Here is a 24,284-nt window from a genome sequence, read left to right on the forward strand (position 1 = left end):
TTTAATTTAGGTGAACTGATAATTGGTTTATCTTTCTATTATAATTGGTCTTGTTTTATTAGCAGCCTTTACCTTTTAATTGGTAACCCTGGCCATCTGCTACGGCTTTGCCCCTCACCAGCTTGGAAATTATTTTGATGATATTTTGCAGCGATACATTGGTAAAATTGGCCGAGATAGCGCATTTGGTAAGGTTAGCATCAGCCTTTACCGTTACATTGTAACGATGATAGATTGCGTTAAGCACTTCGGCCAATGGCATGTTCTTAACCACAAAGTCTCCGCTTTTCCAACTGGTAAGGTTTGTAATGTCAACACCTTGAGTGGAAACGGCGCTATGGGTTTTCTTATCCATTAAAACTTCTTGCGCCGGGGTAAGAAATACAGTTTTCACCGAAGGCGCAAGCACACCTACTTTACCGGTAGCTACATCAACCTTTACAAAAGCATCTTCGGGATAAGCCTTAACATTAAAACTGGTACCCAATACCTGCGTTTTAATCGTACCTGTGTGCACAATAAAGGCCTTTTCAGCGTCGTGCTCCACTTCAAGGAACGCTTCCCCTGTTAGCGTGATCTCGCGGATATTACCACGAAACTCCGCCGGGTAAGTTAATTTACTCCCACCGTTTAGCCATACCTTGGTACCGTCTGATAATGTAAAAGCAGCCACCTGGCCGTTTGCTGCTGTAAATTGTTTTTGGGGAATGGGCGATACTACATCAAGTATCTGTAAGCGATATTCAAAAAACAATGCCGAGAGCGAAGCCACCGCAACTAACGATGCGGCAACCATCCACTTTTTACCATTACCCGCGCGTTTAACCGGCATAGCATCAATGCTATTTATAATGCGGTTATATACCTCATCGCTGTTAAAACCTTTGTCTTTGCCGGCGGCTGGCTCATCGCTAAGCTGCATATCGTCAAAATATTTGGTCACAAGGTTTTCCTGCAAAGCGCGGTCTTTGGCCTGGATTTTTTTTCTCAGAAAAGTAAACTTTCTCATGGTTTATATATGTAAGATGCAATTGCAGGCGGCACCCCCTAAAGGGAAATAAAAATATTTTAGAGGGATAACTACGCGCTGAAGATCTGCACCAGAATAGCAGCAATTAATACCGGCAGGTAGTCGCTTAAGCCTATACGCAGGTAGCGCAGGGCAATGGTCATTTGGTTTTCTACGGTTTTAACCGAAATGTTTAAACGGGAGGCTATTTCTTTATTGCTAAGGTACTCTTTACGGCTCAGGGTGAAGATCTGGCGGCATTTTTCGGGCAGGCGCTCTACCCCTTCATCAAGCAAATGGCTGATATCGCCTTGCATTAATTTACTGTCGGCACTGTATCTTTCGGTAAGTGTTGCAATGGCCGACAGGTCAAGCGTGGCCTTTTGGGTGCGTATGTACATCAGCACGCGGTTTTTAATGGCTACTTTTAAATACCATTCCAGCGAATTGATCCATAAGGTGTTCCGTTTTGCCCAAAGATCAATAAACAACTCCTGAACAAGGTCTTCACAAACGTCGCTATCCCTAAAAAGATTATAAGCCACCTGGTAGGCCTTACCCGAATATTTATAGTACAGCGTTTCAAACGCCTTACGGTCGTCATGCCTTAGCAGTTCTAAAAGTTCTGCATCGGGCCACATTTGATATTCCTTATCTGGAAGCATAAAATGGACGGTAAATGGTTTGCTGTAATTGGTAAGGCATAATTACAAAGTTTTCTTCAAATAAAAAATAGTTACTTAAATTTCAATACACTAAGTACGCACAATTACGATGGCGGTAACCGAACAATAGTTTTACTGAAGCGTTTTTAGTAGGTTTACTTAAAACCTATAAACATGGCAACAGTTGCACTGGGCAGTAAGGCCGGCAAATGGATAATGGTGTCATCCATTATGGCATCGGCCATGGCATTTATTGATAGTACCGCCTTAAATGTTATATTGCCATCACTGCAAAAAAGCCTAAACGCCAGCGGCACCGATCTTTTCTGGATCCTGAATGCCTACCTCCTGATGCTTGCCGCCCTCATCCTGATGGGTGGTTCACTTGGCGACAGGCTTGGCCGCAAAAAGGTTTTCATGGTGGGCATTTTCATATTTATATTGGGTTCCGCAGCATGTGGGTTCGCGCCGGGCGTTACGCTGCTTATCGTGTTCAGGATGATGCAGGGTATTGGGGGCGCGCTGATGATACCGGGGAGTTTGTCGCTCATCTCCTCCTCTATCAACCCAAAAGAACGCGGCAAAGCCATAGGTACCTGGAGTGCTTTTACAACAGTAGTTACCATGGGTGGCCCCGTTTTAGGTGGTACCTTTGGCGATGCCGGTTTATGGCGATACATCTTTTTCATCAACATACCCATAGGCATTATAGCCCTCATCATATTAGCTAAAAACGTAAACGAAATAAAAGACGACAACAGCAAGCAAGGCCTCGATTTTGCAGGTGCTATAGCCATTGCGTTGGGCTTGGCGGCAGTTACATTCGGTTTTCTGCGCATCCCTGCGGTAGGGCTACACAACTGGCAAGTTTATACATCTTTAGGTGGTGGATTGATGCTGTTAATCGCTTTTGTATTCATCGAAAAGAAGAGCAAATACCCGATGATGCCTTTGCAGCTTTTTGCTAATTTAACTTTTAGCGGAGCCAATTTGCTTACGTTTTTCTTATATGCCGGGCTTGGCGCGGGTATGTTGTTTTTAGGTTTGAACATGGTGCAGGTGCAGGGCTACAGTCAGCTACAATCGGGCCTAACATTTTTGCCGTTTACGGTTTTGATGATAACCATTGCAAGGTTTGCAGGCGCATTGGCAGATAAGCATGGCCCGCGCCTGCTACTTATTGGCGGCCCTGCGGCGGCTGGTGCTGGTTTGCTCATCCTGTCGTTTGTGAAACAAACAGCCGGGCCATCTGACTATTGGACCACATTCTTCCCCGGGATATTGGTGTTTGGATTGGGAATGTCGTTTACCGTAGCGCCGCTAACCGCTGCGGTAATGGGTTCCGTAAGCGATCATTTTTCGGGGGCAGCGTCTGGCGTAAATAACGCGCTTACCCGAATAGCTAATGTTTTTGCTAACGCTATACTTGGTGCATTAGCCGTGTTGTTTTTTTCTGGCGCGTTACAAGGCCAGCTTAAAAATGGAAAGTTAAATGATAAGCAAAGAAGGGTTATAGAGCAACAGTCTGTAAATCTGGGCAACGCCAAAGTACCTTACGGGTTTGAGGTGAAGGATAAGGCGGCGATTGAAAAAGCTTACAAGAACAGCTTTATAGCAGCTTACGGTAATATAATGCGCATTGCTGCGGGATTGGGATTTTTAGGTGCGTTAATGGCCGTGCTGTTTATCCGCAATAGCGCTGTGAAGAAAGGTACAGAATAACGCAACATGACCTATAAATTAAAGTATCGTATAGTAGTTATCATAAAAAATGTGATATTACGCCCTCGAAATATCAATCGAATACAAACCCTCTTTACCATGAACAGAAGCAATTTTTTAAAAAATAGCGCATTGGCGGCAGGTTCTATGCTGGCCGGCAACTCGGTTTTGGCAAGTACTAATGCTAACCAAAGCATCGCCCCCGGCAAACCTTTTAACATGAATTATGCCCCACACGATGGCATGTTCAAAAATTCGGGAGGTGCCAATTTTTTAGATCAGATCCGTTTCATGTACGACCAGGGTTTCCGCAGCATCGAGGATAATGGCATGAGCAGCCGCAGCCCTGCCGAGCAGGAGAAAATTGGCGGCCTACTTACTAAACTTGGTATGAACATGGGTGTTTTTGTGCTGGATAAAGGGGGAAACGGGGCGAATACCTTAGCCGATGGAAAGCAGGAACATATCGATATATTTTTGAAAGGCTGCCACCAGGCGGTAGAAGTTTCCAAACGTTGCGGCGGCAAATTGGCCACCGTGGTCCCAGGCGATTTTGCCCGCAACTTACCGCTGGATATCCAGAACGCGAACGTGATAACTGCCCTGCGTAAAGGTGCCGAGATATTGGAGCCACACGGCATTGTAATGGTGCTGGAGCCTCTTAGCGATACGCCCGACCTTTACCTGCGCACATCGGCACAAACCTATATGATTTGTAAGGGCGTTAACAGCCCAAGCTGCAAGATATTGTATGATATGTACCACATGGCCAAAAATGAGGGTAATTTGATCAACAATATTAAGCTTACCTGGGACGAGATTGCTTATTTCCAGATAGGCGATAACCCAGGCCGTAACGAGCCTACTACCGGTGAAGTGAACTACAAGAACATCTTTAATTTTTTACACGAGAACGGCTACAAGGGTGTATTAGGTATGGAGCATGGCAACTCCCGCCCCGGTAAAGACGGTGAGCTGAGGATTATTGAAGCTTACAGGGAAAGCGATAATTTTTTATAGGGATTACCTAACCAACGGCTCATAAGCATATACCACCTGGTAAGGCGTGTTCTTTAATTTAGCAGACATTTGACCAATAATTAAGTTCTCTAACTGTGGGGTTGGCTCGCAGACCGAATAGGTTTTGCCATTGTAAACAATAGGTTCGCCTACCGGCTTGCTAAATTCTACCGCCATGGTAATGTGCGTTGGGTATAATAGCGCTATCATTGGCAAATTATAGATCTCCTTTACCAGGTAGAAAAATAAAGCTGCACGGTCATCGCAATCACTGTAGTTTGAGGCCAGGGTTTCTCCCGGAGAAAGGCGTTTTTCCTTGCCGAAATTTTCATTGTCGTTTTCATACAGGAAAGCGTAACGGGTAAAGCGCATTAGGTAATCAACACCTTTGTGTTCATCCATTCCTTTCATATTTTTCTTCAACAATGGGATAAGTGAACCGTAGGTTTCTTTACTCAGCGGGATATTAAAGTATGTTTCAAAACTTACACCGGGGTAATTGTTAAATGCCTTCTGCTGATCGATATTTACCTTTATTTTAAAATGATATTGTTTACGGTCATATTCAAACGACATTTGCTTTTCTATGTCATGCTCGGGTTTAAAATCGGGCATCAGGGTAACCTTGTACGAAAATGCCTTTACTGCTGCCGCGATGGGGATACTTACCGGAATAGGCGGGTAGTCGTTAAGGTCGGCCTTGGCATAATCATGATAGTTAAGGCAAACAAACTGTTTACCATCCACCATAAAATATGGGATATCACTAATATCCTCGTTATTGTAAACGTAAAATATCACTTTTTGATGGGCCAGTGCCAGCCTTGCGTCGTACCCGGACTTATTGAGCATAAACCATTTGTAAAAAGTATATGCACCATAGTTGGCCTCCTTAGGGCTAATCTGTTGCGCCACCCTGCGGATAAGCTGATAGTACATCCAATCGTTTAATTGGTGCTCTTGTTTGTAAGCTAAAAGGGAATCCACCACTACCTGGTATTTGCCCGCGTTTACAGTGGCATAATACTTTTTTAAAATATCGGCATTAAGCGGTTGCGGCAAATTTACCAACACCGAATCATCAACCTTAACGATAAAGGGGTCTTTATAAAAATCTACGCGTACATCGTGCCCCTGCCCGTTCGCAATTGCGAATGGCAATATAAAAAGCATTAAAAAAATAAACGTAACAGCCGTAGCATGGCTTATAATTTGGTTACATTAAATATACATTATATTAACGTTTAATTAACACTAATAAATATTTAATTTTTTATCCTTGATGGCGCCACGCCGTACTTGTTCTTAAAGGCGAATGAAAAGTGCGAAAGATCCTCGAAACCAAGCTCTAAATATACATCTGAAGCAGATTTACCTTTTTCTTTGATAAGGTAATGTGCCTCTTGTAAACGGCGTTGCTGCAACCAGCGGCTTGGAGTGATGTGGTAAATCTTCTCAAAATCGCGCTTAAAGGTTGCCAGGCTGCGGCCGGTTAGGTACGCAAAACGCTTAAGCTGCACATTAAAGTGAAAGTTTTTCTCCATAAAACCTTCCAGATCTATCTTGCCGGGTTCGCTAAAATCAAACAAAACATCCTTCATTTCGGGCTTACTTTGCAACAGGATTAAAATAGCTTCGCGGAGTTTAAGCTCCTGCAGTTTATCATCGATAGTGATATCGTTTGATTGATACGGAATGATGGATTCCATGAAGCTTTTGTACAAGGGTTGTGGCGGTAATACCATCACCGCATTTCCGGTGTAATGCCCTGTAGACTTGAAGCCGTACTCTATACTAAAATTGCGCAGCGTTTGCTGATCCAGGTAAACCGATACCGATTTAAAGTCGCTGTTTGGCGGTGGTACTTTCAAAAACTTAACCAGGTTATTCCGCATAATGAACCTAAAATCCCCCGGTTTAAAAACAGATTCCTTTTGCCCGTCATTAATTGTCATGGTCCCGGCTATGTGGTAGCTAAATACATGCTCGGGTACAAACTGCTCACCCTCGCGGCTGCGGGTAACGTAGCAAGAGTATGCTATTTTGGGGCGTTCGGTATGTTCTTGTTTGGTTGGCATGGTGCAGATTTAAAAAAAGGTTGATCGGGTGGATGGTACAAAGTTACAAATAGGCAACCATTCACCCGATCAACCGTCACTATTAATTACTTTTCAAACTCATGTATCGTTTACCGTATTCAGTTTCCAGGAAATTTTCGGCACCATCCGCATCGGTAGCAAGGCTGGTACTTTCCCATTTTTCTAATTCCCTAAGTTTAGCCGCTTCAGAATATTTTACAATACCTACGGCGTCGCTGCCGAGCAACAGGTGTAAAGGCGGCTCAGGGGTATTTACCATATCTATCATTACCTGGGCGGCTTTGCCCGGGTCGCCTGTTGGTGTAAAACTACCGCTTTTAAATGCATTTACACGAACGTCAACAGTGGTTTCGTAACCTTCTACATGTGGCGCATACGTCATCGAATCGCCAGCCCAATCGGTACGGAAACCACCCGGCTCAACACAAATAATTTTGATACCTAAAGGCGCAACCTCTACAGCCAAGCCCTCGCTAAATCCGCTAAGGCCAAATTTGGCTGCCTGGTATATACTTACACCGCCGCTACCAACCCTGCCACCTATCGAACTGATCTGCAAGATATGCCCGCTGCGCTGCTTGCGCATGTAAGGTAAAACTGCGCGTGTTATTTCTATCGGCGCGTATAAATTAGTTTCCAGCTGGCTGCGTACTTGCTCATCGGTATAGGCTTCAACCGCGCCGGTTATACCAAAGCCTGCATTGTTTACAAGCACATCTACTTTACCAAAATGTGCTACCGTATCTGCAATGGCTTTATGTACCCGCGCTTTGTCATTAACATCCAGCTTAACCGGAAAGACCTGGCCGGGATATTTATTTTCAAGCTCGTTTAAACTATCTGTATTGCGTGCCGTTGCGGCTACTTTATCGCCTGTTGCAAGCACCGCTTCTGTAAGGCTGCGGCCTAATCCGCGTGAGCTACCTGTTATGAACCAAACTTTTGTCATTGTTTTAATTATTATTGTATAAGACAAAAGTAGGTTGTAACGCATGACTGCGTTTTGTTGCAAAGCTCAAACCACTTTGCTGAAAAGTTCAAACAATATTAAAGATGATTGCTATTCTTTCAGTTTAAGATTATTCACATCGTCCAGCAAAAAACAATGGGTAAAATTGGTCATGCCGGTTTTTGGATAATAATTTACCGCAGCCGGTGCCGCAAGCAATATTAGCTTTGCCTTTGGAGAATGGGTCTTAGTTTCGGCAATTAAACGTACGCCGATACCCATTTTTTGATAGGCCTGGTCAACCGCCAAATCTGAAAGATAAGTACAAAAAGCGAAATCTGTGAGCGCACGCGATACACCAACCAATTTGCCATCTATACGCGCGGTTATAATAAGGTTGGCATTTTGAAGCATATCCTGTATGCGTTCGGCATCATCCACAGGGCGGCGCTCGGCAAGTGTGCTACGCCTTAACACGTCAATAAATTCGTCAGCACCAAGCGTTAATTCACGCTGAAATACAATATCTGAGATAGGCATTTTTAAGGATTTAAGGTTAACAATATCCAAATATGAAAACCTGTGGCTGTTAAGCCATAGTCCAATAAATATAAAGGCTTTAGTCCAGATATATAAACTAAAAAAGGCAGGCTATTTAGGCAGGCTTTCAAGTAAATATTGCCCACTATTGCGGCTTTAACTCCAACACAAAACCTCCTTTAGGCATCATGGTAATGGCAACCTTGTTATCCTTTTCCTCAACAATCTCTGTATGCACAATTGTACGCGGCGTGTTGCCATCAGTAAATAACGTGCCATGATAAACGTTTTTATTGTACAGGAATGGCAGGCTAAAGTTGTAATTTTTAGATGTATTCTCGCCGTTTATACCGGCTATATACCAGTTTTTACCTTTTCGACGGGCAATGATAGCATCCTTACCCGGCTCGCCCTGTATCAGTTTTGTATCATCCCATGTGTTTGGCACATCACTCAGAAACGCCTTTATTACATTGTCCTGGCTTAGGTATGATTTATCGCTATCGGCAAAATGCATCATCCCCGATTCAAATATCACGCTCAAAGCAAGCTCATGTGTGTTAGTGGTGGTATGTGGGCAGCAGGGAGAGTCTGAAAAAGTAACCGGCGTATAATCCATAGAGCCAACCACGTTGCGGGTGAATACATAAATGCTGTTTAGCTCGGCAGCATCCTTAGCGAAATCGTTAGACCAGCCGTAGTTCTCTGCACCACGTACAGATTCCATCGACAGCAAGTTTGGATAAGTTCTTGCCCAGCCGCGCTGCATGGTGCTGCCGTGGAATATTACCATTATCTTTTCTTTGGCTGCGTCCTTCAAAATATCGATGTATTGTTTGATGATGTCTTGCTTATCGCTTTGGAAGAAATCTACCTTGATGGCTTTTACGCCCCATTCATGCAGTTTTTTCATTTCGGCTTGGCGGGTTGCGGGGTTAAACATTATGTCGCGCGGTTGCTCGCCCACGTTATTATGCGGCCCGCCAGAATTATACCAAAGGGTAAGCTTTACATCTTTTTGTTTGGCGTACTTCACCAGGTCCTCTATGGTCCCACCTTCTGTAGGGATGTTCCAATTGGCATCTACTAACGAGTATTCCCACTTCATTTTCGCAGCGAGGTCTACAAAGCGTTTCAGGGTGGTGATGTTGCGGCTGCTTGCGTGGTCGCTCCACCAACTCCATGAAGAGCGGCCGGGTTCCACCCAATCCATATCCCCTATCGCGTTTGGCTGCGCCAGATGGTTCACCAATACCGACTGTACAACCGTTGCCGTGCTTTTACCGGCAATAATAACCCGCCATGCGGTAGCAAACGGTGTTTTAGCAACAGGGTATTGCTTGCCCTCACCCAAACCTTGGGTAGCCAATGGGAAGTCTATTTTATAAACCCCATTGTCGCAGTTTTGCTGCAGGTGCATAGCGGCATTATCCGCCGTTGTATTGCTTTCAGATATAAGCAACCAGTTATCCTTTGTATGGAACAATGCGGGAAACGCCCACCCGCTATCCTCTTTAGATGCCGTGCCCGTTGGGATGCCATTCTTAAAAACGTTTTCATAAGCAGGGTCGCGGTCATATGCTTGCATCCATGCAGATGCCTCCGGCACGGCAAATTCTGTTAACTCTTTGGTTAACGTTAAAGCACGGGCCGTATCCGGAAAACGGTAACGAAACGCTACCCCATCGTTATACGCTCTCAAATCAATAGTTACCTTGCTTTTATTTTTATTGGCAAACGTGATACTTGCCTGGTTAGCAGTGGCATGGTAAACATGGTACTTTCCGGTAGGGAGTGTGTAGATCTCGTTTATTTTACGGGTTAATTCGTTCAAAAAAGTCAAATCGACCGTAAATTTTTCGGTAGCACTTTCTATACCAAGCTTAGATTCGCGGATAACATCAGTGCTTCCAATTTGGGCATTATAACTTAGCTTACCATCCTTTAACGACAGGTTGATTTGCAGGGAATGATCAGGAGAGTAAACTTTCCAATCATTTTTAGCGGCTTGGGCATTCGCCTGATTTATAAACAGTGACCCTGCTGCAATCATTAGCGCAAGCTTTTTAAATTCGGTTTTGAATTTTTTGTGTGACAAGAGTTGGAGAATTAAAGGGAATATTATAATGTCTGTTTTACGTTTATCAATTGTTTAAGTTACACAAACCGGCCTGTTACGACAAATTTTTTACTTGTAAATTTAAACATTAACCAGAACACTATACATCTTAAATCCTGCCGGAGTAATTACGCTTGAATCCTGACGGGTTTTGCCCAACAATTTTATTGAACAGCTTATTAAAATAAGACAAACTTTCGAAACCGATGGCGTAGCAGGTTTCAGTAATATTTTTTCCCTGCATCAATAAATTCTTGGCCCGCTCCATACGATACTGGTTTACAAAATCAGTAAACGTCATATTAGTTTGGCGTTTAAAATAGCGGCAAAAGGCCGCGGTAGTGAGGTGCACTTTGGCAGCCACCACATTTACATCTGGCTTCCGGTGGTAATTAGCGTCTATGTATTCATATATGGCCCCCATACGGATTTTATCCTTAATAATAAAATCCTTGCTACTTTGGTCGGTGTTGAGTATTTCTATATCTGATGCATGAGCTAATATGTTAAAAATATCTACCAGTTCCATCAGTTGTTTATAGGAATTTAGTTCAATTAATTTCGCCAATTTTTCACCAACAATCGTCTTTGTTTCGCCTGTAAATGCAATCCCATTGTCGGCTTTTTTAAATAGCTGGCGAATGGCTGCAAACTCGGGAGAGATACGGATGGCTTCGCCCAAAAAATCGGTGCGCAGCTGGATCACAATTTGGTGATAGTCGCTTCTTAGCCGATAGTCAAAATTCAAATGCGGAATATTACTGCCTATAAAAACAAGGTCGCTTTGTGTATAGGTGGAGATATGTGTACCCACGTGCCTGATACCTGCATCAGCCTTAACATATACCAACTCTATTTCCGGATGGTAATGCCACAGAAAAGTGTTACGCAATCGCGGAGAAAATAGCTTAAAGGACTTACCTGGTTCAAAGTCTACCCGCTCTAATTGGATCTTATTCATCTTCCCGTTGCATTAACCGAAGGAATAAATCTACTTAAAATATCAATACAGAGCAAATATTAGTCATTGTACAGAATATCGGTGTTTAATTACCACCTTACTTTTGTTCTATCAAAACCAATAAATAAAAATGAGAACAGAAACTATGACACCAGCAATGGCCACGGGCGCAAAAGCTAACGAAGTGCATAAGGTTGTCCCCGGCAACCCATCAACCGCAACAAGCAGCCAGATAAAACTAAACGACCGCAGCAACAGCAAACCATTGCAGGTTTTAAGCGAGGCCGATTGGAAATTTTGGGTGACTAACGGTTACGTGATCATCAAAAACGCCGTACCTAAAGAACAGGTTGAAAAAATGGCCGATTACCTTTGGGAATATGAAGGTAAAGACCAAAATGATATGGAGACATGGTACAAAAAGCCAAATGCCCAAATGCAAATGGCCGAGTTGAACAATACCGGCATGGTAGAGATCTACAACCACCAATACATGTGGGATAACCGCCAGATGGAGAAAGTGCACCAGGCGTTTGCCGATGTTTGGGGAACCGAAAAGCTTTGGGTAACTATAGATCGCGCAAACCTAAACTTCCCGCTGCGCCCGGGGTTTGAATATAAAGGCTTCATCCATTGGGATTACGACCCGGAAACCAAACCACAAAACGTGCAGGGTGTATTGGCCCTTGCAGACCAAACAGACGAAACCATGGGCGGTTTCCAATGCGTACCCGAGCTTTACCGTACCTATGATATCTGGAAACTTACCCAACCCGAAAACCGCGATCATTACAAGCCAGATACCACAGGCTTTGATATAGAAAAGGTTAAACTGGAGGCTGGCGACTTGCTGATTTTTAACAGCCTTGAGCCACATGGCATCCGCGCCAATACCAGCGGTAACAAGGTGCGTGTGGCGCAATATATATCAATGATGCCCGCGCAGGAAGACAACGAAGAATTGCGCCAATGGCGCATAAACAGCTGGCAAAGCCGTGAGGCCATGCAAGGCTATGCCTTCCCCGGCGACCCCATGGAACGCGAAAAGAAAAACCCTGTTGCAAAACTATCGGCCCTGGGCAAAAAACTATTGGGACTGGATAAATGGTAGTTATAAATGCAAAAACGCTCAGTATAAATGCTGAGCGTTTTTGCATTGAAATAGTATCGATAACGTATAAGCATAACCAGTAAACTATGCAGCCACCGCTACATCATCAGTGCTTGTTTTTCGTTTTAATATAAGCGCCGTTATCAGCGCAACAATTATACCTACCGGTAGTATTTCGAGATAGGTGTACATAATAAAGCCGAAAACAGAATCATAAACACTTCTCATAGAATTTGCTTGCTCTATTTTCTCAGCTATTTCTGTGGCACTTTTTCCGCTATGCTGCGCCTTATTAACAAGCTGCGTAGCAAACTTGTCCATAAAATCGGGCATAAAAAAGTAATAGTCTATCATCCACGAAACAACATACATGCTGGAACCTATCAAGGCTATTAAAAGCCCCATTTTAAAAGCATTACCGAAACTTATTACGCCACCATTGTACTTATCGCGATAGCCTTTTACTGCGGGGAACATTAGGGAAAAGGCAATGATCATAGACGAAAACCCTATTATCATGTTGCCCTCGTAGGTGCCGCTGCTGTGGCACCAGCCCATACTGAAAAGCATCCATATAGATACAATAGCGCCAGACAGTAAACCGAATTTAATTACATTCTTTTTCATTTTAAGTGTTTAAAGTTTATGCTTCAAAGGTGGCGTAAGGCTTTGTAATTAAGCTCATACTTTAGGGTGATTTTGATAAAAACAACACTTTTAACACTAAAGTATCGGTAGTATTTATGGGATGAGGTTCAGTTTTTTAGCCTTATCAACAGCCTGGGTACGGCGCTGGACCTCAAGCTTTTCAAACACTTTCGAAGAATGTGTTTTGATGGTATTAAGCGATACAAATAACTTTTCGGCAATATCCTGGTTACTTAGCCCATCGGCCATCAATTGCAAAACTTCCATTTCGCGTTTACTAAGGCCAAGACGGGTAAGCGCGGCAGCGTCAAATACAAAATCGTTGGTTTTTACAAGCACATGCTTTTCTACCACCAATGTTTTAGGTTTGGCGATTTTTAAAGCCAACCAAACGCCCAATAGGGTAAAGATAAAGGCTGTTGCCCCCGCGTAAAGCTCAAATGAATAATCGACTATAATAAAACGCCACTCCAGCCACTTTATTAAAAACAATAAGGCAGCCAGCGATGCACTGTACAGTAAAACAGACCGGTTCTTTATCCAAAAACTTAAAGCCATAACCCTATTTATGGCTTTAAAATAAGGTAATTTACAGCGAATATCAAAGTGAAGTTAAAATTCGTCGCTAATAAGTAATTTATTAATATGTGCACCGGCGGCACTACCCGCTGCAACCGCGGCAGCTACCGAACGCATGGCGGTAGTGTTATCGCCCGCGGCATATATACCGGGAACAGTAGTTGCATAAAAATCATCAACCATGATATGCCCATGTTCGGTAAGGGCGCATCCTAACTGCTCCAGTATATTGCAATGCTGCTCAAAAGCAACCCGCGCAAATACAGCTTGTATTGGCTGTAATGTACCATCTACAAATTCTATGGTTTGAATGTTGCCGTTAACAGAGTTTATTGCTGCAATTTTTGTTTGGACGATGTTAATGTTATGGTCCTTAAGTTTCTGCTCTTGCCCGTGGTTAAGCGTTGATGGGCCATTGGTATCCAGGGTCAAATCATGGCTCCAGTTACTTATCAATTTAGAAAACTCAAAGCCATCGTTTCCGTTAGAAATCACGGCCAGTTTTTCCTGGTAAACTTCGTAGCCATGGCAGTACGGGCAATGGATAATAGACTTGCCCCAGCAGTCAGCAAAGCCAGGGATGTCTGGCATCAGGTCTTTAACCCCTGTAGCGAACAGGATCTTCTTAGCTGTGAATGTTTCTGCCAGGGCAGTAGTCAATTCAAAATAGTTATCTTTTTGTATCACAGCTTTTGCGGTGCCTGCCAAAAGTTTAACACTGGTATAAAATTCCAATTGCTTACGTGCTTTCAGTGCTATGGCAGCAGGGGTTTCACCATCCTGGGTTAAAAAGTTATAAGATTCCGGAGCCTTCTTGTTACAGGGCTCACCGCTATCTATCACCAAGACGTTTCTTACAGACCGCCCTAAAGACAATGCAGCAGATAAACCCGCAAAACTTCCCCCAACTATTATAACGTCAAATTCAATATTCTTCATAGTAATTTTCTTATCGTAAAGTAGTGCATGCCACAAACTATAATTTTGCCATTGCTTTGTCTGTCGCACCTTTCTACAAAAAACAATGTTGTAAATGTTATTGCATCAAAGTTGCATTTAAAAACCTTACCGAATGTTACCCGATTGCAATAATTAGCTTGATGATTTTAAGAAATCGGCGTTAAGCAACCACCTTTTTAGAAAACGCGCTTAGTGGCAAATATATGCCTGTAAATACAATTACAAGGGCTATCAGGTCCATCAGGGTGACGCCATCACTGGCGTTAAAATGGTATATAGTAAAAAGCTCAAAATATGGCGGTGCCGGCATTATGATCATGGCCAGGCCAAGGGTTATCATCACCGCCCCTATCACAACAAGCAGGTATTTTTTTATCGCCTCAAATTCGAAACGATGCTTTGGTGTATCTTTTTGTAACTGGTGGGCCGAGAGCAGCAATTCCAGGTCATTTTGAGGGCGTGATGATAGATTACCACTTTCTTTAAACGCCCTGTTAATTTTCTGATGGATTAATTTCGCATGGTCGGCATCAATCGCCCCGCTTTTAAGTAAAGCTATCAACTCATTTGCTTTAGCATCTAATAATTCGGCGTCTGTAATAACTTGTTTACCTTTCAAAGTTTTAAATACTTATATAATGCTTACTTTTATTAATATTATGGGATTAAAAATATCCATAAATATACTACATGAAAAGAGTATCTGTTGTAACCATAAATTTTAATCAGGATAAAATTACCGAAGAGCTTTTGACATCCATTGCCAAAACCAATACGTACGAAAATCTTGAAGTAATTGTGGTTGATAACGGCAGCACGGTAAACCCTATCCCCTTGTGGACGGCCAAATATCCTGACATTAGATTTATACGGAGCGAAGCCAACCTTGGTTTCTCCGGCGGTAACAATATTGGTATTGCACAAGCCACCGGCGACTATTACTTTTTAGTTAACAACGATACTGAATTTAGCCCCGGCCTTGTTCAAAAATTGGTTGATATTTTAGATACCCATCCAGAAGTTGGCATTATTTCACCAAAACTAGTTTATGATTTCGATCGTAGCATTATACAATATGTTGGTTTTACCCAGGTAGATTACTACACCTGCCGCAACCAGGCGGTTGGTAAAAACGAAAAAGATCTTGGCCAATATGATAATCTGCTTGGCCAAACCGGTTATTGCCACGGCGGGGCGATGATGGTGAAAAAAGAAACATGTGAAAAGGCCGGATTAATGGCCGATAACTTCTTTATTTATTACGAGGAGGTTGACTGGGGCGAACGCATCAACAAATCGGGCTACCAAGCTTGGGTACGCGGCGATGCTGTTATTTACCACAAAGAATCGATGACGGTTGGTAAGAACAGTCCGGTTAAAGAGTACTTTATGAACCGTAACCGTATCCTGTTCATTCGCCATAACGCTCCGGCCTTTAAGGCATTTGTTTTTTACATCTATTTTGTGCTGTTAGTGGTTCCGCGTAACCTTATGAGGTACATTAAAGAGAAGCGATACAATTTTATACTATTACTGTTCCGCGCCGTTTGGTGGAACATGACGCACGGTAAAAATAGTACCGAATTAGGCTACACCATTAACAAAATTTCATGATAATTGCTCTTTGGATAAGCCTTTTTATTGTTGCCTACACTTTTGTGGGTTATGGTTTTCTGTTGTATTTTATCATCAAAATAAAACGCACATTTAAAGGCAAACCTGTGTTGCCTGTTGTTAGCGATGAGGCCCTGCCAAGTTGTACATTGGTAGTTGCCGCCTACAACGAAGAGCATTTTATAGCGGCGAAAATTGCCAATACCCTGCAATTGAAATATCCCGAAGGCAAACTGAAGTTTATTTTTGTTACAGATGGATCGTCGGATAATACAGCGGAGATCATTAGCCAACACCCACAGATCCAATTACTCCACCGCCCGGGGCGTGCCGGTAAAATTGCCGCGGTACATCGCGCTATGGAGTACGTTGATACCGAAGTTGTGGTGTTTACCGATGCCAATACATTTTTGAATGCCGAAGCCATTACACGCATTTGCCGCCATTACAGCGATAAAACCGTTGGTGCCGTAGCCGGCGAAAAGCGCGTACAGATTGACCAAAGTGCCGATGCCAGCGCGGCAGGAGAAGGCTTTTATTGGAAGTACGAATCTGCCCTTAAGAAATGGGATTCGGAACTATACTCGGTTGTTGGTGCCGCAGGCGAGTTGTTCAGCGTACGCCGTAACCTTTACCAGGATGTACCTGCTGATACCGTGCTGGACGACTTTATGATATCGATGCTGATAGCCAGCCAGGGTTACCGCATTATTTACGAGCCGGAGGCATATGCTTTGGAAACCGCATCAGAAAACGTAGCCGAAGAATTGAAACGCAAGATCCGCATTGCGGCGGGTGGTATCCAATCGATCGTAAGGTTGAAGAGCTTGCTTTTGCCGTTCAAATTTCCAATATTATCTTTTCAATATGTAAGTCACCGGGTTTTACGGTGGACGGTTACGCCGTTCTTTTTGATACTGGCTTTCATAACCAATTTCGCCACAGCCTTTGCCGGCGATGGGGTTATTTACACATTACTATTTGCCGGGCAGGTTGTTTTTTATTCACTTTCCCTATTAGGTTATGTGATGGAAAAACGCCACATCCGTATCAAAGCCCTCTTTATCCCCTACTACTTTTGTGTGATGAACTACGCGGTAATGGCAGGTATAATCCGTTATTTCACCAAAAAACAAAGCGCTGTTTGGGAAAAAGCGCAAAGGAAAATGTAATCGCGATTAGGTTACTCCACTCCCTTGGCATTCATCCGCATAACATAAATAGCTTTAGATGCTGTTATAAACAACGTCCGCCTATCCTTCCCACCAAAACAGACATTAGCGCTCCAGGGCTCGGGGATATCGATGTGGGCTATTTGAATGCCTTGCGGGTTAATAATAGTTATTCCCTTGCCTGCCAGGTATAAGTTACCCTGCTCATCAAGCGTTATGCCATCGGCGCTCGCGTTCGCTATAAATAATTGACGATTGATGATGCCGCCATCTGGTTTAACATCATACTTATAAATTTTGCTATCGCCAATGTCTGATACATAAATGTATTTACCATCGGGGGTGCCGACAATGCCATTCGGCCTAACCATGCTATCTAAAACCATTGGTTTACTTTTGCCCTTCATCAGCACAAAAACCATCCTGGCAGTAAAATCTGGTTTGGTGCGGGTCCAGTAATCGCGTTGGTAATATGGGTCGGTGAAATAGATGTTATCGTGTTTGTCTACCCAAAGATCGTTAGGGCCATTAAACAACTTGCCTTCATAGTCTTTCAAAAGCACTTTAACTATTTTATCGGGCGATATTTGCCAAAGCTGATTATGTTCATCTGCACAGGCAACCAAGTTAGCTTTGCTGTCGAAATATGTTCCGTTCGGCCGCCCGGCGCTGTCCATAAAAACGGAGAGCTTGCCATCGATACCATACTTCCAGATCTTGTTATTAGGCTGATCGGTAAAAAAAATATTTCCTGCTTTATCTACGGCAGGGCCTTCAGTAAAGGCAAATTGATTGGAGATCAATTGAGGCTTTGCGTTTGTATCAAAAAGCGGCCTTTTTTGGCCAAACACCGACCCGGAAAAGACGGAAATAATACTTGAAGCGATTAATACATATCTGTATTTCATCTTAAAATTTACTGCCATTTGAATTGTCCATTAACGTTTCCATACCGTTTAATTTAGGCTCTCTGTAAAGCCCGAAATCGCTCAGCGCAATACAAACTTTTGCCTTGGTGATCCGCAGCCTAACCTTACTTGCTAATACATTGTTTGGCAACCGGATCAGCCTGTTGCCGCCAATGCTGGTGGCTTTTGCTATCTCCTCCCATTTACCCTCCTGCCAGGCATCAACCGCAACTTCATCTATCCGCTGGCCCAATTTGATGTTCTCGCGAAGGCGTATCACATTAAAAGTTCTGGGCTGACGCATGTCGATCACCAACTCCGGTGTTTTTACTTTATCATCGCTAGCCCAGTAGCTGTAACGGTTAGCATCCAGCAGGTTTGCCGCGCCGTATTTACGTTTATTATTGCCACGGATATTGCTGGCGGTAAGCGTTGCGCCTTTAGCCAGATTAACTGCAAATGTTTTTTTCAATATGTCGCCAAATGCCTTAAGCGAGTTAACATCGTTATTGTAAAGTTGCCCGGTCCTGTCGGGAGATAATCCAAGGTCTAAAGCTGCACCACGGCCAACACTTTGATAATAGAGGTTCAACAAAGCCTGCGGTGTCTTTACCGAGTCATCCTGCCGTTTGTGGTAAAACCATCCCGGCCTAAGCGACACATCGCACTCAGCAGGCATCCAAAACTTTCCATCCCGGTGGCCTTCCGTGCCTTCGTAATCTTTCACATAACCGTTACCGGGTTTCTTCCTCTCGTCGGGGGCGTGTGGGGTGTAGGTAGCCCAACTCGTTTCACCTGCTTGTCCGCGTTCGTTACCAACCCAGCGTACATCCGGGCCAACATCGCCAAAGATCACCGCGTTAGGTTGCATTTTACGGGTGATGCCCCAGGTTTCGTCCCACCCATAATAGTTAGATCGGTCTATCTTACGTTCCTGGCGCGCGCCGCCATAAAAGCCATCGCCACCATTGGCGCCATCATGCCAGGAAATAAACAACGGCCCATAATTACTGTACAATTCTTTCAGCTGCTCGCGGTAAACTTTGGTAACATATTCCGGGCTGCCGTAAAGCGGACTGTTCCTGTCCCATGGCGAGCAGTAAACGCCCATCTTCATGCCCAGTTTATCGCACGCCTCGCGGTACTCGCGCAAAATATCGCCTTTGCCATTTTTATATGGGCTTTTTCTGATGTTATGTTCGGTAGTTTTTGTTGGCCAAAGGCAAAAACCATCGTGGTGCTTAGCAACCACAACAATGCCTTTAAACCCTCCTGCTTGGGCCGCGGCCACTATTTGCATTGCGCTAAAGTTTGACGGATTAATAAGTTTGGGATCTTCATCGCCATAGCCCCACTCCTTGTCGGTATAGGTATCTACCCCCCAGTGGATAATGCAATACATGCCTGTTTCCTGCCAGTTTAGCTGACCTTGAGTTGGCAACGGGCCGTATGGCTTTGGGGCTGGTTGTGCAAATGCGCCAAGCTTTAATGAAACCAGCAATAACAACAACAATAAATTTTTCATGGTAAGAGGTGTATAAATCCGAAACTGAAATTCCTAAATCCCACATTGCTAAAGTAACATTTACAGATAAAATAATTGGCAGAGCGGGCTATTTCTTTTATGTTAGCCCTCCGTGATCATACCGCCTATGAAAACTCATTTTACTTACCTGTACCTGGTATTATTTGTGCCGATGATCTCGTTTGCGCAGCAAAACATCATTTATAAAGACAATAAACAACCTTTGGATAAGCGCGTGAAAGACCTGGTATCGCGCTTAACGCTCGAAGAAAAGATCTCCCTTTTGGGTTACAGCAGCAAAGCAGTTCCCCGTTTGGGCATCCCCGCTTATAACTGGTGGAACGAAGGTTTACATGGTGTTGCCCGCGCAGGCGAAGCGACCATATTCCCTCAAGCAATTGGCATGGCAGCCACGTTTAACGACGATCTGCTGAAACAGGTATCTACCGTAATATCTACTGAAGCGCGCGCCAAATATAATCTTGCTATTGCTCAAGACAGGCACCTGCAGTATATGGGTTTAACTTTTTGGACACCCAATATCAATATCTTCCGCGACCCGCGCTGGGGCCGGGGACAAGAAACTTACGGCGAAGACCCGTTCCTTACCTCGCGCATGGGAAACGCTTTTGTAAAAGGTTTACAGGGAGACGATCCGCGTTACCTTAAAACCAGCGCTACAGCTAAACATTACGCCGTACACAGCGGACCGGAAGCAGGCAGGCACGAGTTTAATGCGGTAATTGATGAAAAAGATTTGCGCGAAACTTACCTGTATGCCTTTAAATATTTGGTTGATGGTGGTGTGGAGAGTGTAATGTGTGCATACAATCGCGTAAACGGCGAACCATGCTGTACAAGCAATACCTTGCTAAGCAACATCCTGCTTAAAGAATGGGCTTTTAAAGGCCACGTGGTTACCGATTGCTGGGCTCTTGATGATATTTACCTGCGCCATAAAACCATGCCCGATGCCGTGCATGTAGCTGCGGCTGCGATAAAAGCAGGCGTAGACCTGGATTGCTCCACCATGCTGCAATCGGAAGTGTTGAAGGCCGTAAAAATGAATTTGCTAAAAGTAAGCGACGTGAATAAAGCACTGTCGGCCATATTGCGTACCGAATTTAAGCTGGGCTTTTATGACGACCGTACCCTGAACCCTTATCAGGCTTACGGCGCGGATAGCGTGCACAACACCACACACATAAACCTTGCCCGCAAAGTGGCGCAGCAAAGCATGGTGATGCTAAAGAACAACAATAACCTGCTGCCACTAAGCAAAAGCAAATACAGTGCTATTACAGTTGTTGGGCCTAATGCAACCTCTTACGATGCCATGGTAGGCAATTATCACGGCGTTAGCAAGGTGATCAACTTTGTGGAGGGTATCATAGCCGCCGTTGGCCCGGGCACACGGGTGGAGTATGACCTTGGTGCAGATAGTAAAGACACCACCCGTTTCGGCGGCGTATGGGCTGCCCAAAACAGCGATGTTACCGTAGCAGTGCTTGGCCTTTCTCCGGTTAACGAGGGCGAAGAGGGCGACGCATTTTTAGCGGAGGGCGGCGGCGATAGGCTTAACATTAGCCTCCCTGCAAGCCACATCGCTTACTTAAAAAAACTGCGTAAAGAGGTGAATAAACCCATCATCGCCGTAATAACCGCGGGCAGCGATGTGGATATTGAAGCAATCGCCCCGTATGCCGACGCCATAATTTTAGCCTGGTACCCCGGCGAGCAAGGCGGCAACGCTTTAGCAGATATAATTTTTGGCGACGTATCGCCATCCGGGCATCTACCTGTTACGTTTTACAAAGCGCTAAGCAACCTGCCCGATTATAAGGATTATAACATGAAAGGCCGCACCTATAGGTACTACAGCGGCCCGGTGCAATACCCGTTTGGGTTTGGATTGAGCTATACCAGTTTTGGCTACACCCACGCAGTTAAACTTAAAAGCAGTTATGCACCTGCAGATAGTATCAGCATTAGCGTAAATATTAGAAACACCGGAAATTTTAATGGGGACGAGGTTGTGCAGGCCTACATTCAGTATCCGCAGGTAAACCGCATGCCCTTCAAGGAACTAAAAAGCTTTAAACGGGTAAGCATAGCAAAGGGGTCGGAACAAACAGTGAGTATCAATATCCCCGTTAAAGAACTACAGAAATGGGACATGGTAACCCACAAATGGAAAGTGTATCCCGGCGAATACAAACTGGTGTTGGGCAGTAATTCGCAGGACGAGAAGTTATCTTTGCCGTTTATTGTTAAACTGTAAATAATGTACTCGAAAGATCAGGCATCACAGTTAAAGCAAGCATTTTGGACGGCGTTTGGGCAATACATGGCCCCGGTACTATCGGGCGAGGGCTTGCGCACCAACTGGATCAATTATAAAACTGGCGTTAAGAATATTTTTTTTAAGATGCAGGCCGACAAAAACACGGCCTCGATTGCAATAGAAATATCCCATCCGGATATCGAATTACAGCAACTCTTTTTTGAGCAATTTGGTTCGTATAAAACCATGTTGCACAGTACCTTGGGCGAAGAATGGCAATGGCAGCTGCATACTACTGATGATTACGGCAAAACCATCAGCCGCATTTATACCGAGATTTCGCCCGTAAATATTTTTCAAAAGGATAACTGGCCCACGCTTATCTCCTTTTTTAAACCCCGAATAATCGCGCTGGATGAGTTTTGGAGCGATGTGAAAGTGGCGTTTGAGGTGTAAGAAAGTTTGTCTGAACTCGAATTTTCAGAATGTGAGAAATTATTAGAATTTGCTTTTCCAAAATTCTTTAATTCATAAATTTGAGTTCAAACAATTTTGCTAACTTTGTTAGCATGAAACGTTCCGGAAGTGCCGACATGCCTTTGCATTATGGTTATGTGCCTGTTTGGCTTGCCGAGCGTATGGCCAAGCTTGGCCTTGCTGTGATGGAAACCATTGTGATGGATTACGGTAAAGATGAAGTCCTCCGCCGCCTTAGCGATCCATTCTGGTTTCAGAGTCTTGGCGCCGTGATGGGTATGGACTGGCATTCATCAGGTATTACCACTTCTGTTATGGGTGCTTTAAAGCGGGCTATCAATCCGCATAGCCGCGACCTTGGTATCTACATTTGCGGCGGTAAGGGCAAGCATTCTACCAAAACCCCGCAGGAGTTGATGGCGGTCTGCAACAGCAACGGACTTAACGGTGACCACCTGGTTAAATGCAGTAGACTGAGCGCTAAAGTAGATAATACAGCCATACAAGATGGTTTTCAACTGTACACCCATAATTTTATTTTAAGCGATACGGGCAAATGGGCCGTAGTGCAACAAGGTATGAGCGATGCCAGCAGCACCGCCCGTCGCTATCACTGGCATTCTGAACAATTAACCTCTTTTGTGGAAGACCCTCATACCGGCATCCAAGGCAAAAATAAGGGGTTGATATTGAATATGGCCGATAAACTGGCCCATCCATCCCGCACGGGCGTGATGCAAATAGCCGCCGAGCATCCCGACCGGATGCTGAAAGAGATAAGTCACTTAGTTATGCCCAACCACCACGAGGTAAAAGCAAAAGATGTAGACCTGAAAAGATTAGGCGCTGTACTTTGGCTGGCACACGAAAAGCAACCCCAAAATTTTGAAGAGCTACTTTTATTGCAGGGCCTTGGGCCGCGCACATTACAATCGCTGGCTTTGGTGAGCGAGGTGATACATGGCACACCGTTGAGGTTTAAAGATCCTGCCAGGTTCTCGTTTGCCCATGGCGGCAAGGATGGGCACCCCTTCCCCGTCCCTATAAAAGTTTATGACGAAACCATCGGTGTTTTACAGACCGCTATTCAAAAAGCAAAATTAGGTAATGGTGAAAAAAATGAAGCTATTAAGCGCCTAACTAATATAGTCCAGGCCGCAGAAAAGGATTTTACCCCTAATGCCAACTTTGATAAAGTAATTGAAAAGGAAAGAAATGATTCGTGGAAATACGGCGGCCGTACCGTATTTGGTAAAACTAAACCTTCTGTAGAGCCTCAGTTAAAACTATTTTAGCCCGGCGCCGGTGCAAAGTGTGTTCGCCTTGGTTAGGTGTTCCTGTAGTTTCGGAAGGCTTTTTGTTGCAAAATCTTTTAATTTTTTATCGTTGTTAGTTTCGCCTGTTTTAAAAACCTTAATAACGTTTTCGTGGTCTATCACCATCGCCTGGATGTACATCTTATCGAAGGCATTACCTGTCTTTTTGGTAAGGCTGTCTACTTGTGTTTGATGTACAGCGGTAAGTGTATCAGTGTTAACTTTGCTACCCGATACCGCTTTTAGCTCGGCATCCATAAAAGTATGGTCGGCAATAACCTGTTTAGCATATTCCAGCATCTGGGGGTTTTTAGAATTGGTAAGCGCCAGTTGCGATAGTTTTATTTCGGCTGCGCCGGACTCAAGCGCGCTTTTCACAAAGGAGATTCCCTCTTCGTTAGATTGCTTTATGTTGTTGTAGTTTTTTGCTTTACGGTTGTTACAAGCTTGTGTTAAAATCAGGGTGACCAACGCTAAAGCGATACAGAATGTTCTTTTCATCATAAAATGTTAAGCTTATAATACTTAGTTAACAAGTTTTATTACATTCTGTTTACAAAAGTTTAACGATTGCGAACTTAAACGGATTGATACCGGAATTATAAA

General features: G+C 44.0%; 23 protein-coding genes. 8 read left to right on the forward strand and 15 right to left on the reverse strand.

What is annotated here, in order from left to right; translation table 11 throughout:
• Positions 1–58: 58 nt before the first annotated feature.
• Both ABIB39_RS13125 and ABIB39_RS13130 read right to left on the reverse strand, forming a co-directional pair.
• Complete coding sequence (locus ABIB39_RS13125) at positions 59–1,009, reverse strand: FecR family protein (RefSeq protein WP_354430607.1); 951 nt, start codon at positions 1,007–1,009, stop codon at positions 59–61.
• A 71-nt stretch (positions 1,010–1,080) separates the two neighbouring features.
• A complete protein-coding gene (locus ABIB39_RS13130; RefSeq protein WP_354430608.1) occupies positions 1,081–1,674 on the reverse strand; it encodes an RNA polymerase sigma-70 factor in 594 nt (197 codons plus the stop codon).
• A 174-nt stretch (positions 1,675–1,848) separates the two neighbouring features.
• Here ABIB39_RS13130 and ABIB39_RS13135 point away from each other — a divergent pair, with 174 nt between their 5' ends.
• Both ABIB39_RS13135 and ABIB39_RS13140 read left to right on the forward strand, forming a co-directional pair.
• A complete protein-coding gene (locus tag ABIB39_RS13135; protein ID WP_354430609.1) occupies positions 1,849–3,396 on the forward strand; it encodes an MFS transporter in 1,548 nt (515 codons plus the stop codon).
• A gap of 99 nt (positions 3,397–3,495) precedes the next feature.
• Complete coding sequence (locus tag ABIB39_RS13140; protein WP_354430610.1) at positions 3,496–4,416, forward strand: hydroxypyruvate isomerase family protein; 921 nt, start codon at positions 3,496–3,498, stop codon at positions 4,414–4,416.
• Between the two features lie 3 nt (positions 4,417–4,419).
• Here ABIB39_RS13140 and ABIB39_RS13145 read toward each other — a convergent pair whose 3' ends face one another.
• From ABIB39_RS13145 to ABIB39_RS13170, 6 genes are all read right to left on the reverse strand, one after another.
• Entirely contained in the window at positions 4,420–5,589 is a 1,170-nt protein-coding gene (locus ABIB39_RS13145) for a hypothetical protein (protein WP_354430611.1), read from the reverse strand.
• A gap of 92 nt (positions 5,590–5,681) precedes the next feature.
• Positions 5,682–6,494, reverse strand: a complete 813-nt coding sequence (locus ABIB39_RS13150; protein ID WP_354430612.1) for a helix-turn-helix domain-containing protein — start codon at positions 6,492–6,494, stop codon at positions 5,682–5,684.
• 82 nt (positions 6,495–6,576) lie between these two features.
• The gene (locus tag ABIB39_RS13155; protein WP_354430613.1) at positions 6,577–7,464 is read right to left on the reverse strand and encodes an oxidoreductase; all 888 of its coding nucleotides are present in this window, start codon (positions 7,462–7,464) and stop codon (positions 6,577–6,579) included.
• Positions 7,465–7,575: 111 nt separating this feature from the next.
• Positions 7,576–8,004: a GNAT family N-acetyltransferase gene (locus ABIB39_RS13160; RefSeq protein ID WP_354430614.1), complete on the reverse strand. Its 429-nt coding sequence runs from the start codon at positions 8,002–8,004 to the stop codon at positions 7,576–7,578.
• A gap of 145 nt (positions 8,005–8,149) precedes the next feature.
• The gene (locus ABIB39_RS13165; RefSeq protein ID WP_354430615.1) at positions 8,150–10,102 is read right to left on the reverse strand and encodes a glycoside hydrolase family 97 protein; all 1,953 of its coding nucleotides are present in this window, start codon (positions 10,100–10,102) and stop codon (positions 8,150–8,152) included.
• Between the two features lie 130 nt (positions 10,103–10,232).
• The gene (locus ABIB39_RS13170; RefSeq protein WP_354430616.1) at positions 10,233–11,084 is read right to left on the reverse strand and encodes a helix-turn-helix domain-containing protein; all 852 of its coding nucleotides are present in this window, start codon (positions 11,082–11,084) and stop codon (positions 10,233–10,235) included.
• A gap of 130 nt (positions 11,085–11,214) precedes the next feature.
• Here ABIB39_RS13170 and ABIB39_RS13175 point away from each other — a divergent pair, with 130 nt between their 5' ends.
• Positions 11,215–12,195, forward strand: a complete 981-nt coding sequence (locus tag ABIB39_RS13175; protein ID WP_354430617.1) for a phytanoyl-CoA dioxygenase family protein — start codon at positions 11,215–11,217, stop codon at positions 12,193–12,195.
• 84 nt (positions 12,196–12,279) lie between these two features.
• Here the strand turns inward: ABIB39_RS13175 and ABIB39_RS13180 are convergent, their stop codons facing one another.
• From ABIB39_RS13180 to ABIB39_RS13195, 4 genes are all read right to left on the reverse strand, one after another.
• Positions 12,280–12,822, reverse strand: a complete 543-nt coding sequence (locus ABIB39_RS13180; RefSeq protein WP_354430618.1) for a DUF4199 domain-containing protein — start codon at positions 12,820–12,822, stop codon at positions 12,280–12,282.
• A 114-nt stretch (positions 12,823–12,936) separates the two neighbouring features.
• Complete coding sequence (locus ABIB39_RS13185) at positions 12,937–13,401, reverse strand: helix-turn-helix transcriptional regulator (protein ID WP_354430619.1); 465 nt, start codon at positions 13,399–13,401, stop codon at positions 12,937–12,939.
• A 54-nt stretch (positions 13,402–13,455) separates the two neighbouring features.
• Positions 13,456–14,361 carry an NAD(P)/FAD-dependent oxidoreductase gene (locus ABIB39_RS13190; protein ID WP_354430620.1) on the reverse strand — a complete coding sequence of 302 codons (906 nt, stop codon included), beginning with the start codon at positions 14,359–14,361 and terminating at the stop codon, positions 13,456–13,458.
• A 181-nt stretch (positions 14,362–14,542) separates the two neighbouring features.
• Positions 14,543–15,001, reverse strand: coding sequence for a hypothetical protein (locus ABIB39_RS13195; protein ID WP_354430621.1), 459 nt, complete (start codon positions 14,999–15,001; stop codon positions 14,543–14,545).
• 71 nt (positions 15,002–15,072) lie between these two features.
• Between ABIB39_RS13195 and ABIB39_RS13200 the strand changes: the two genes are divergently transcribed.
• Entirely contained in the window at positions 15,073–15,996 is a 924-nt protein-coding gene (locus ABIB39_RS13200) for a glycosyltransferase family 2 protein (RefSeq protein ID WP_354430622.1), read from the forward strand.
• Positions 15,993–17,168 (forward strand): glycosyltransferase family 2 protein, encoded by a 1,176-nt coding sequence (locus tag ABIB39_RS13205; protein ID WP_354430623.1) that lies wholly within the window; start codon positions 15,993–15,995, stop codon positions 17,166–17,168. The genes ABIB39_RS13200 and ABIB39_RS13205 overlap by 4 nt, the downstream gene beginning before the upstream one ends.
• 11 nt (positions 17,169–17,179) lie before the next feature.
• Here ABIB39_RS13205 and ABIB39_RS13210 read toward each other — a convergent pair whose 3' ends face one another.
• Positions 17,180–18,076 (reverse strand): SMP-30/gluconolactonase/LRE family protein, encoded by an 897-nt coding sequence (locus ABIB39_RS13210; protein WP_354430624.1) that lies wholly within the window; start codon positions 18,074–18,076, stop codon positions 17,180–17,182.
• 1 nt (position 18,077) lies between these two features.
• On the reverse strand, positions 18,078–19,601 hold the full coding sequence (locus ABIB39_RS13215; RefSeq protein ID WP_354430625.1) for an alpha-L-fucosidase: 1,524 nt from the start codon (positions 19,599–19,601) through the stop codon (positions 18,078–18,080).
• 127 nt (positions 19,602–19,728) lie between these two features.
• Between ABIB39_RS13215 and ABIB39_RS13220 the strand changes: the two genes are divergently transcribed.
• The 3 genes from ABIB39_RS13220 (at position 19,729) to ABIB39_RS13230 (ending at position 23,657) form a co-directional block, all read left to right on the forward strand.
• A complete protein-coding gene (locus ABIB39_RS13220; protein ID WP_354430626.1) occupies positions 19,729–21,882 on the forward strand; it encodes a glycoside hydrolase family 3 C-terminal domain-containing protein in 2,154 nt (717 codons plus the stop codon).
• A 3-nt stretch (positions 21,883–21,885) separates the two neighbouring features.
• The gene (locus tag ABIB39_RS13225; protein WP_354430627.1) at positions 21,886–22,341 is read left to right on the forward strand and encodes a DUF4268 domain-containing protein; all 456 of its coding nucleotides are present in this window, start codon (positions 21,886–21,888) and stop codon (positions 22,339–22,341) included.
• Between the two features lie 113 nt (positions 22,342–22,454).
• A complete protein-coding gene (locus ABIB39_RS13230) occupies positions 22,455–23,657 on the forward strand; it encodes a DUF763 domain-containing protein (protein WP_354430628.1) in 1,203 nt (400 codons plus the stop codon).
• Here ABIB39_RS13230 and ABIB39_RS13235 read toward each other — a convergent pair.
• A complete protein-coding gene (locus ABIB39_RS13235; protein WP_354430629.1) occupies positions 23,649–24,182 on the reverse strand; it encodes a DUF4142 domain-containing protein in 534 nt (177 codons plus the stop codon). The two genes, ABIB39_RS13230 and ABIB39_RS13235, sit on opposite strands and share 9 nt — an antisense overlap.
• Between the last annotated feature and the right edge of the window lie 102 nt (positions 24,183–24,284).

Origin of the sequence: Mucilaginibacter sp. UYP27 (genome assembly GCF_040547175.1) — a bacterium.
Lineage (GTDB): Bacteria > Bacteroidota > Bacteroidia > Sphingobacteriales > Sphingobacteriaceae > Mucilaginibacter.

What these genes read in the sequence shown, in the direction of transcription:
- ABIB39_RS13225 (WP_354430627.1), top strand. Translation starts at nt 21,886, where the DNA reads ATGTACTCGAAAGATCAGGCATCACAGTTAAAGCAAGCATTTTGGACG.
- ABIB39_RS13200 (WP_354430622.1), top strand. Translation starts at nt 15,073, where the DNA reads ATGAAAAGAGTATCTGTTGTAACCATAAATTTTAATCAGGATAAAATT.
- ABIB39_RS13130 (WP_354430608.1), bottom strand. Translation starts at nt 1,674, where the DNA reads ATGCTTCCAGATAAGGAATATCAAATGTGGCCCGATGCAGAACTTTTA.
- ABIB39_RS13190 (WP_354430620.1), bottom strand. Translation starts at nt 14,361, where the DNA reads ATGAAGAATATTGAATTTGACGTTATAATAGTTGGGGGAAGTTTTGCG.
- ABIB39_RS13140 (WP_354430610.1), top strand. Translation starts at nt 3,496, where the DNA reads ATGAACAGAAGCAATTTTTTAAAAAATAGCGCATTGGCGGCAGGTTCT.
- ABIB39_RS13175 (WP_354430617.1), top strand. Translation starts at nt 11,215, where the DNA reads ATGAGAACAGAAACTATGACACCAGCAATGGCCACGGGCGCAAAAGCT.
- ABIB39_RS13205 (WP_354430623.1), top strand. Translation starts at nt 15,993, where the DNA reads ATGATAATTGCTCTTTGGATAAGCCTTTTTATTGTTGCCTACACTTTT.
- ABIB39_RS13135 (WP_354430609.1), top strand. Translation starts at nt 1,849, where the DNA reads ATGGCAACAGTTGCACTGGGCAGTAAGGCCGGCAAATGGATAATGGTG.
- ABIB39_RS13220 (WP_354430626.1), top strand. Translation starts at nt 19,729, where the DNA reads ATGAAAACTCATTTTACTTACCTGTACCTGGTATTATTTGTGCCGATG.
- ABIB39_RS13155 (WP_354430613.1), bottom strand. Translation starts at nt 7,464, where the DNA reads ATGACAAAAGTTTGGTTCATAACAGGTAGCTCACGCGGATTAGGCCGC.
- ABIB39_RS13150 (WP_354430612.1), bottom strand. Translation starts at nt 6,494, where the DNA reads ATGCCAACCAAACAAGAACATACCGAACGCCCCAAAATAGCATACTCT.
- ABIB39_RS13185 (WP_354430619.1), bottom strand. Translation starts at nt 13,401, where the DNA reads ATGGCTTTAAGTTTTTGGATAAAGAACCGGTCTGTTTTACTGTACAGT.
- ABIB39_RS13235 (WP_354430629.1), bottom strand. Translation starts at nt 24,182, where the DNA reads ATGATGAAAAGAACATTCTGTATCGCTTTAGCGTTGGTCACCCTGATT.
- ABIB39_RS13215 (WP_354430625.1), bottom strand. Translation starts at nt 19,601, where the DNA reads ATGAAAAATTTATTGTTGTTGTTATTGCTGGTTTCATTAAAGCTTGGC.
- ABIB39_RS13125 (WP_354430607.1), bottom strand. Translation starts at nt 1,009, where the DNA reads ATGAGAAAGTTTACTTTTCTGAGAAAAAAAATCCAGGCCAAAGACCGC.
- ABIB39_RS13230 (WP_354430628.1), top strand. Translation starts at nt 22,455, where the DNA reads ATGAAACGTTCCGGAAGTGCCGACATGCCTTTGCATTATGGTTATGTG.
- ABIB39_RS13160 (WP_354430614.1), bottom strand. Translation starts at nt 8,004, where the DNA reads ATGCCTATCTCAGATATTGTATTTCAGCGTGAATTAACGCTTGGTGCT.
- ABIB39_RS13145 (WP_354430611.1), bottom strand. Translation starts at nt 5,589, where the DNA reads ATGCTTTTTATATTGCCATTCGCAATTGCGAACGGGCAGGGGCACGAT.
- ABIB39_RS13180 (WP_354430618.1), bottom strand. Translation starts at nt 12,822, where the DNA reads ATGAAAAAGAATGTAATTAAATTCGGTTTACTGTCTGGCGCTATTGTA.
- ABIB39_RS13210 (WP_354430624.1), bottom strand. Translation starts at nt 18,076, where the DNA reads ATGAAATACAGATATGTATTAATCGCTTCAAGTATTATTTCCGTCTTT.
- ABIB39_RS13170 (WP_354430616.1), bottom strand. Translation starts at nt 11,084, where the DNA reads ATGAATAAGATCCAATTAGAGCGGGTAGACTTTGAACCAGGTAAGTCC.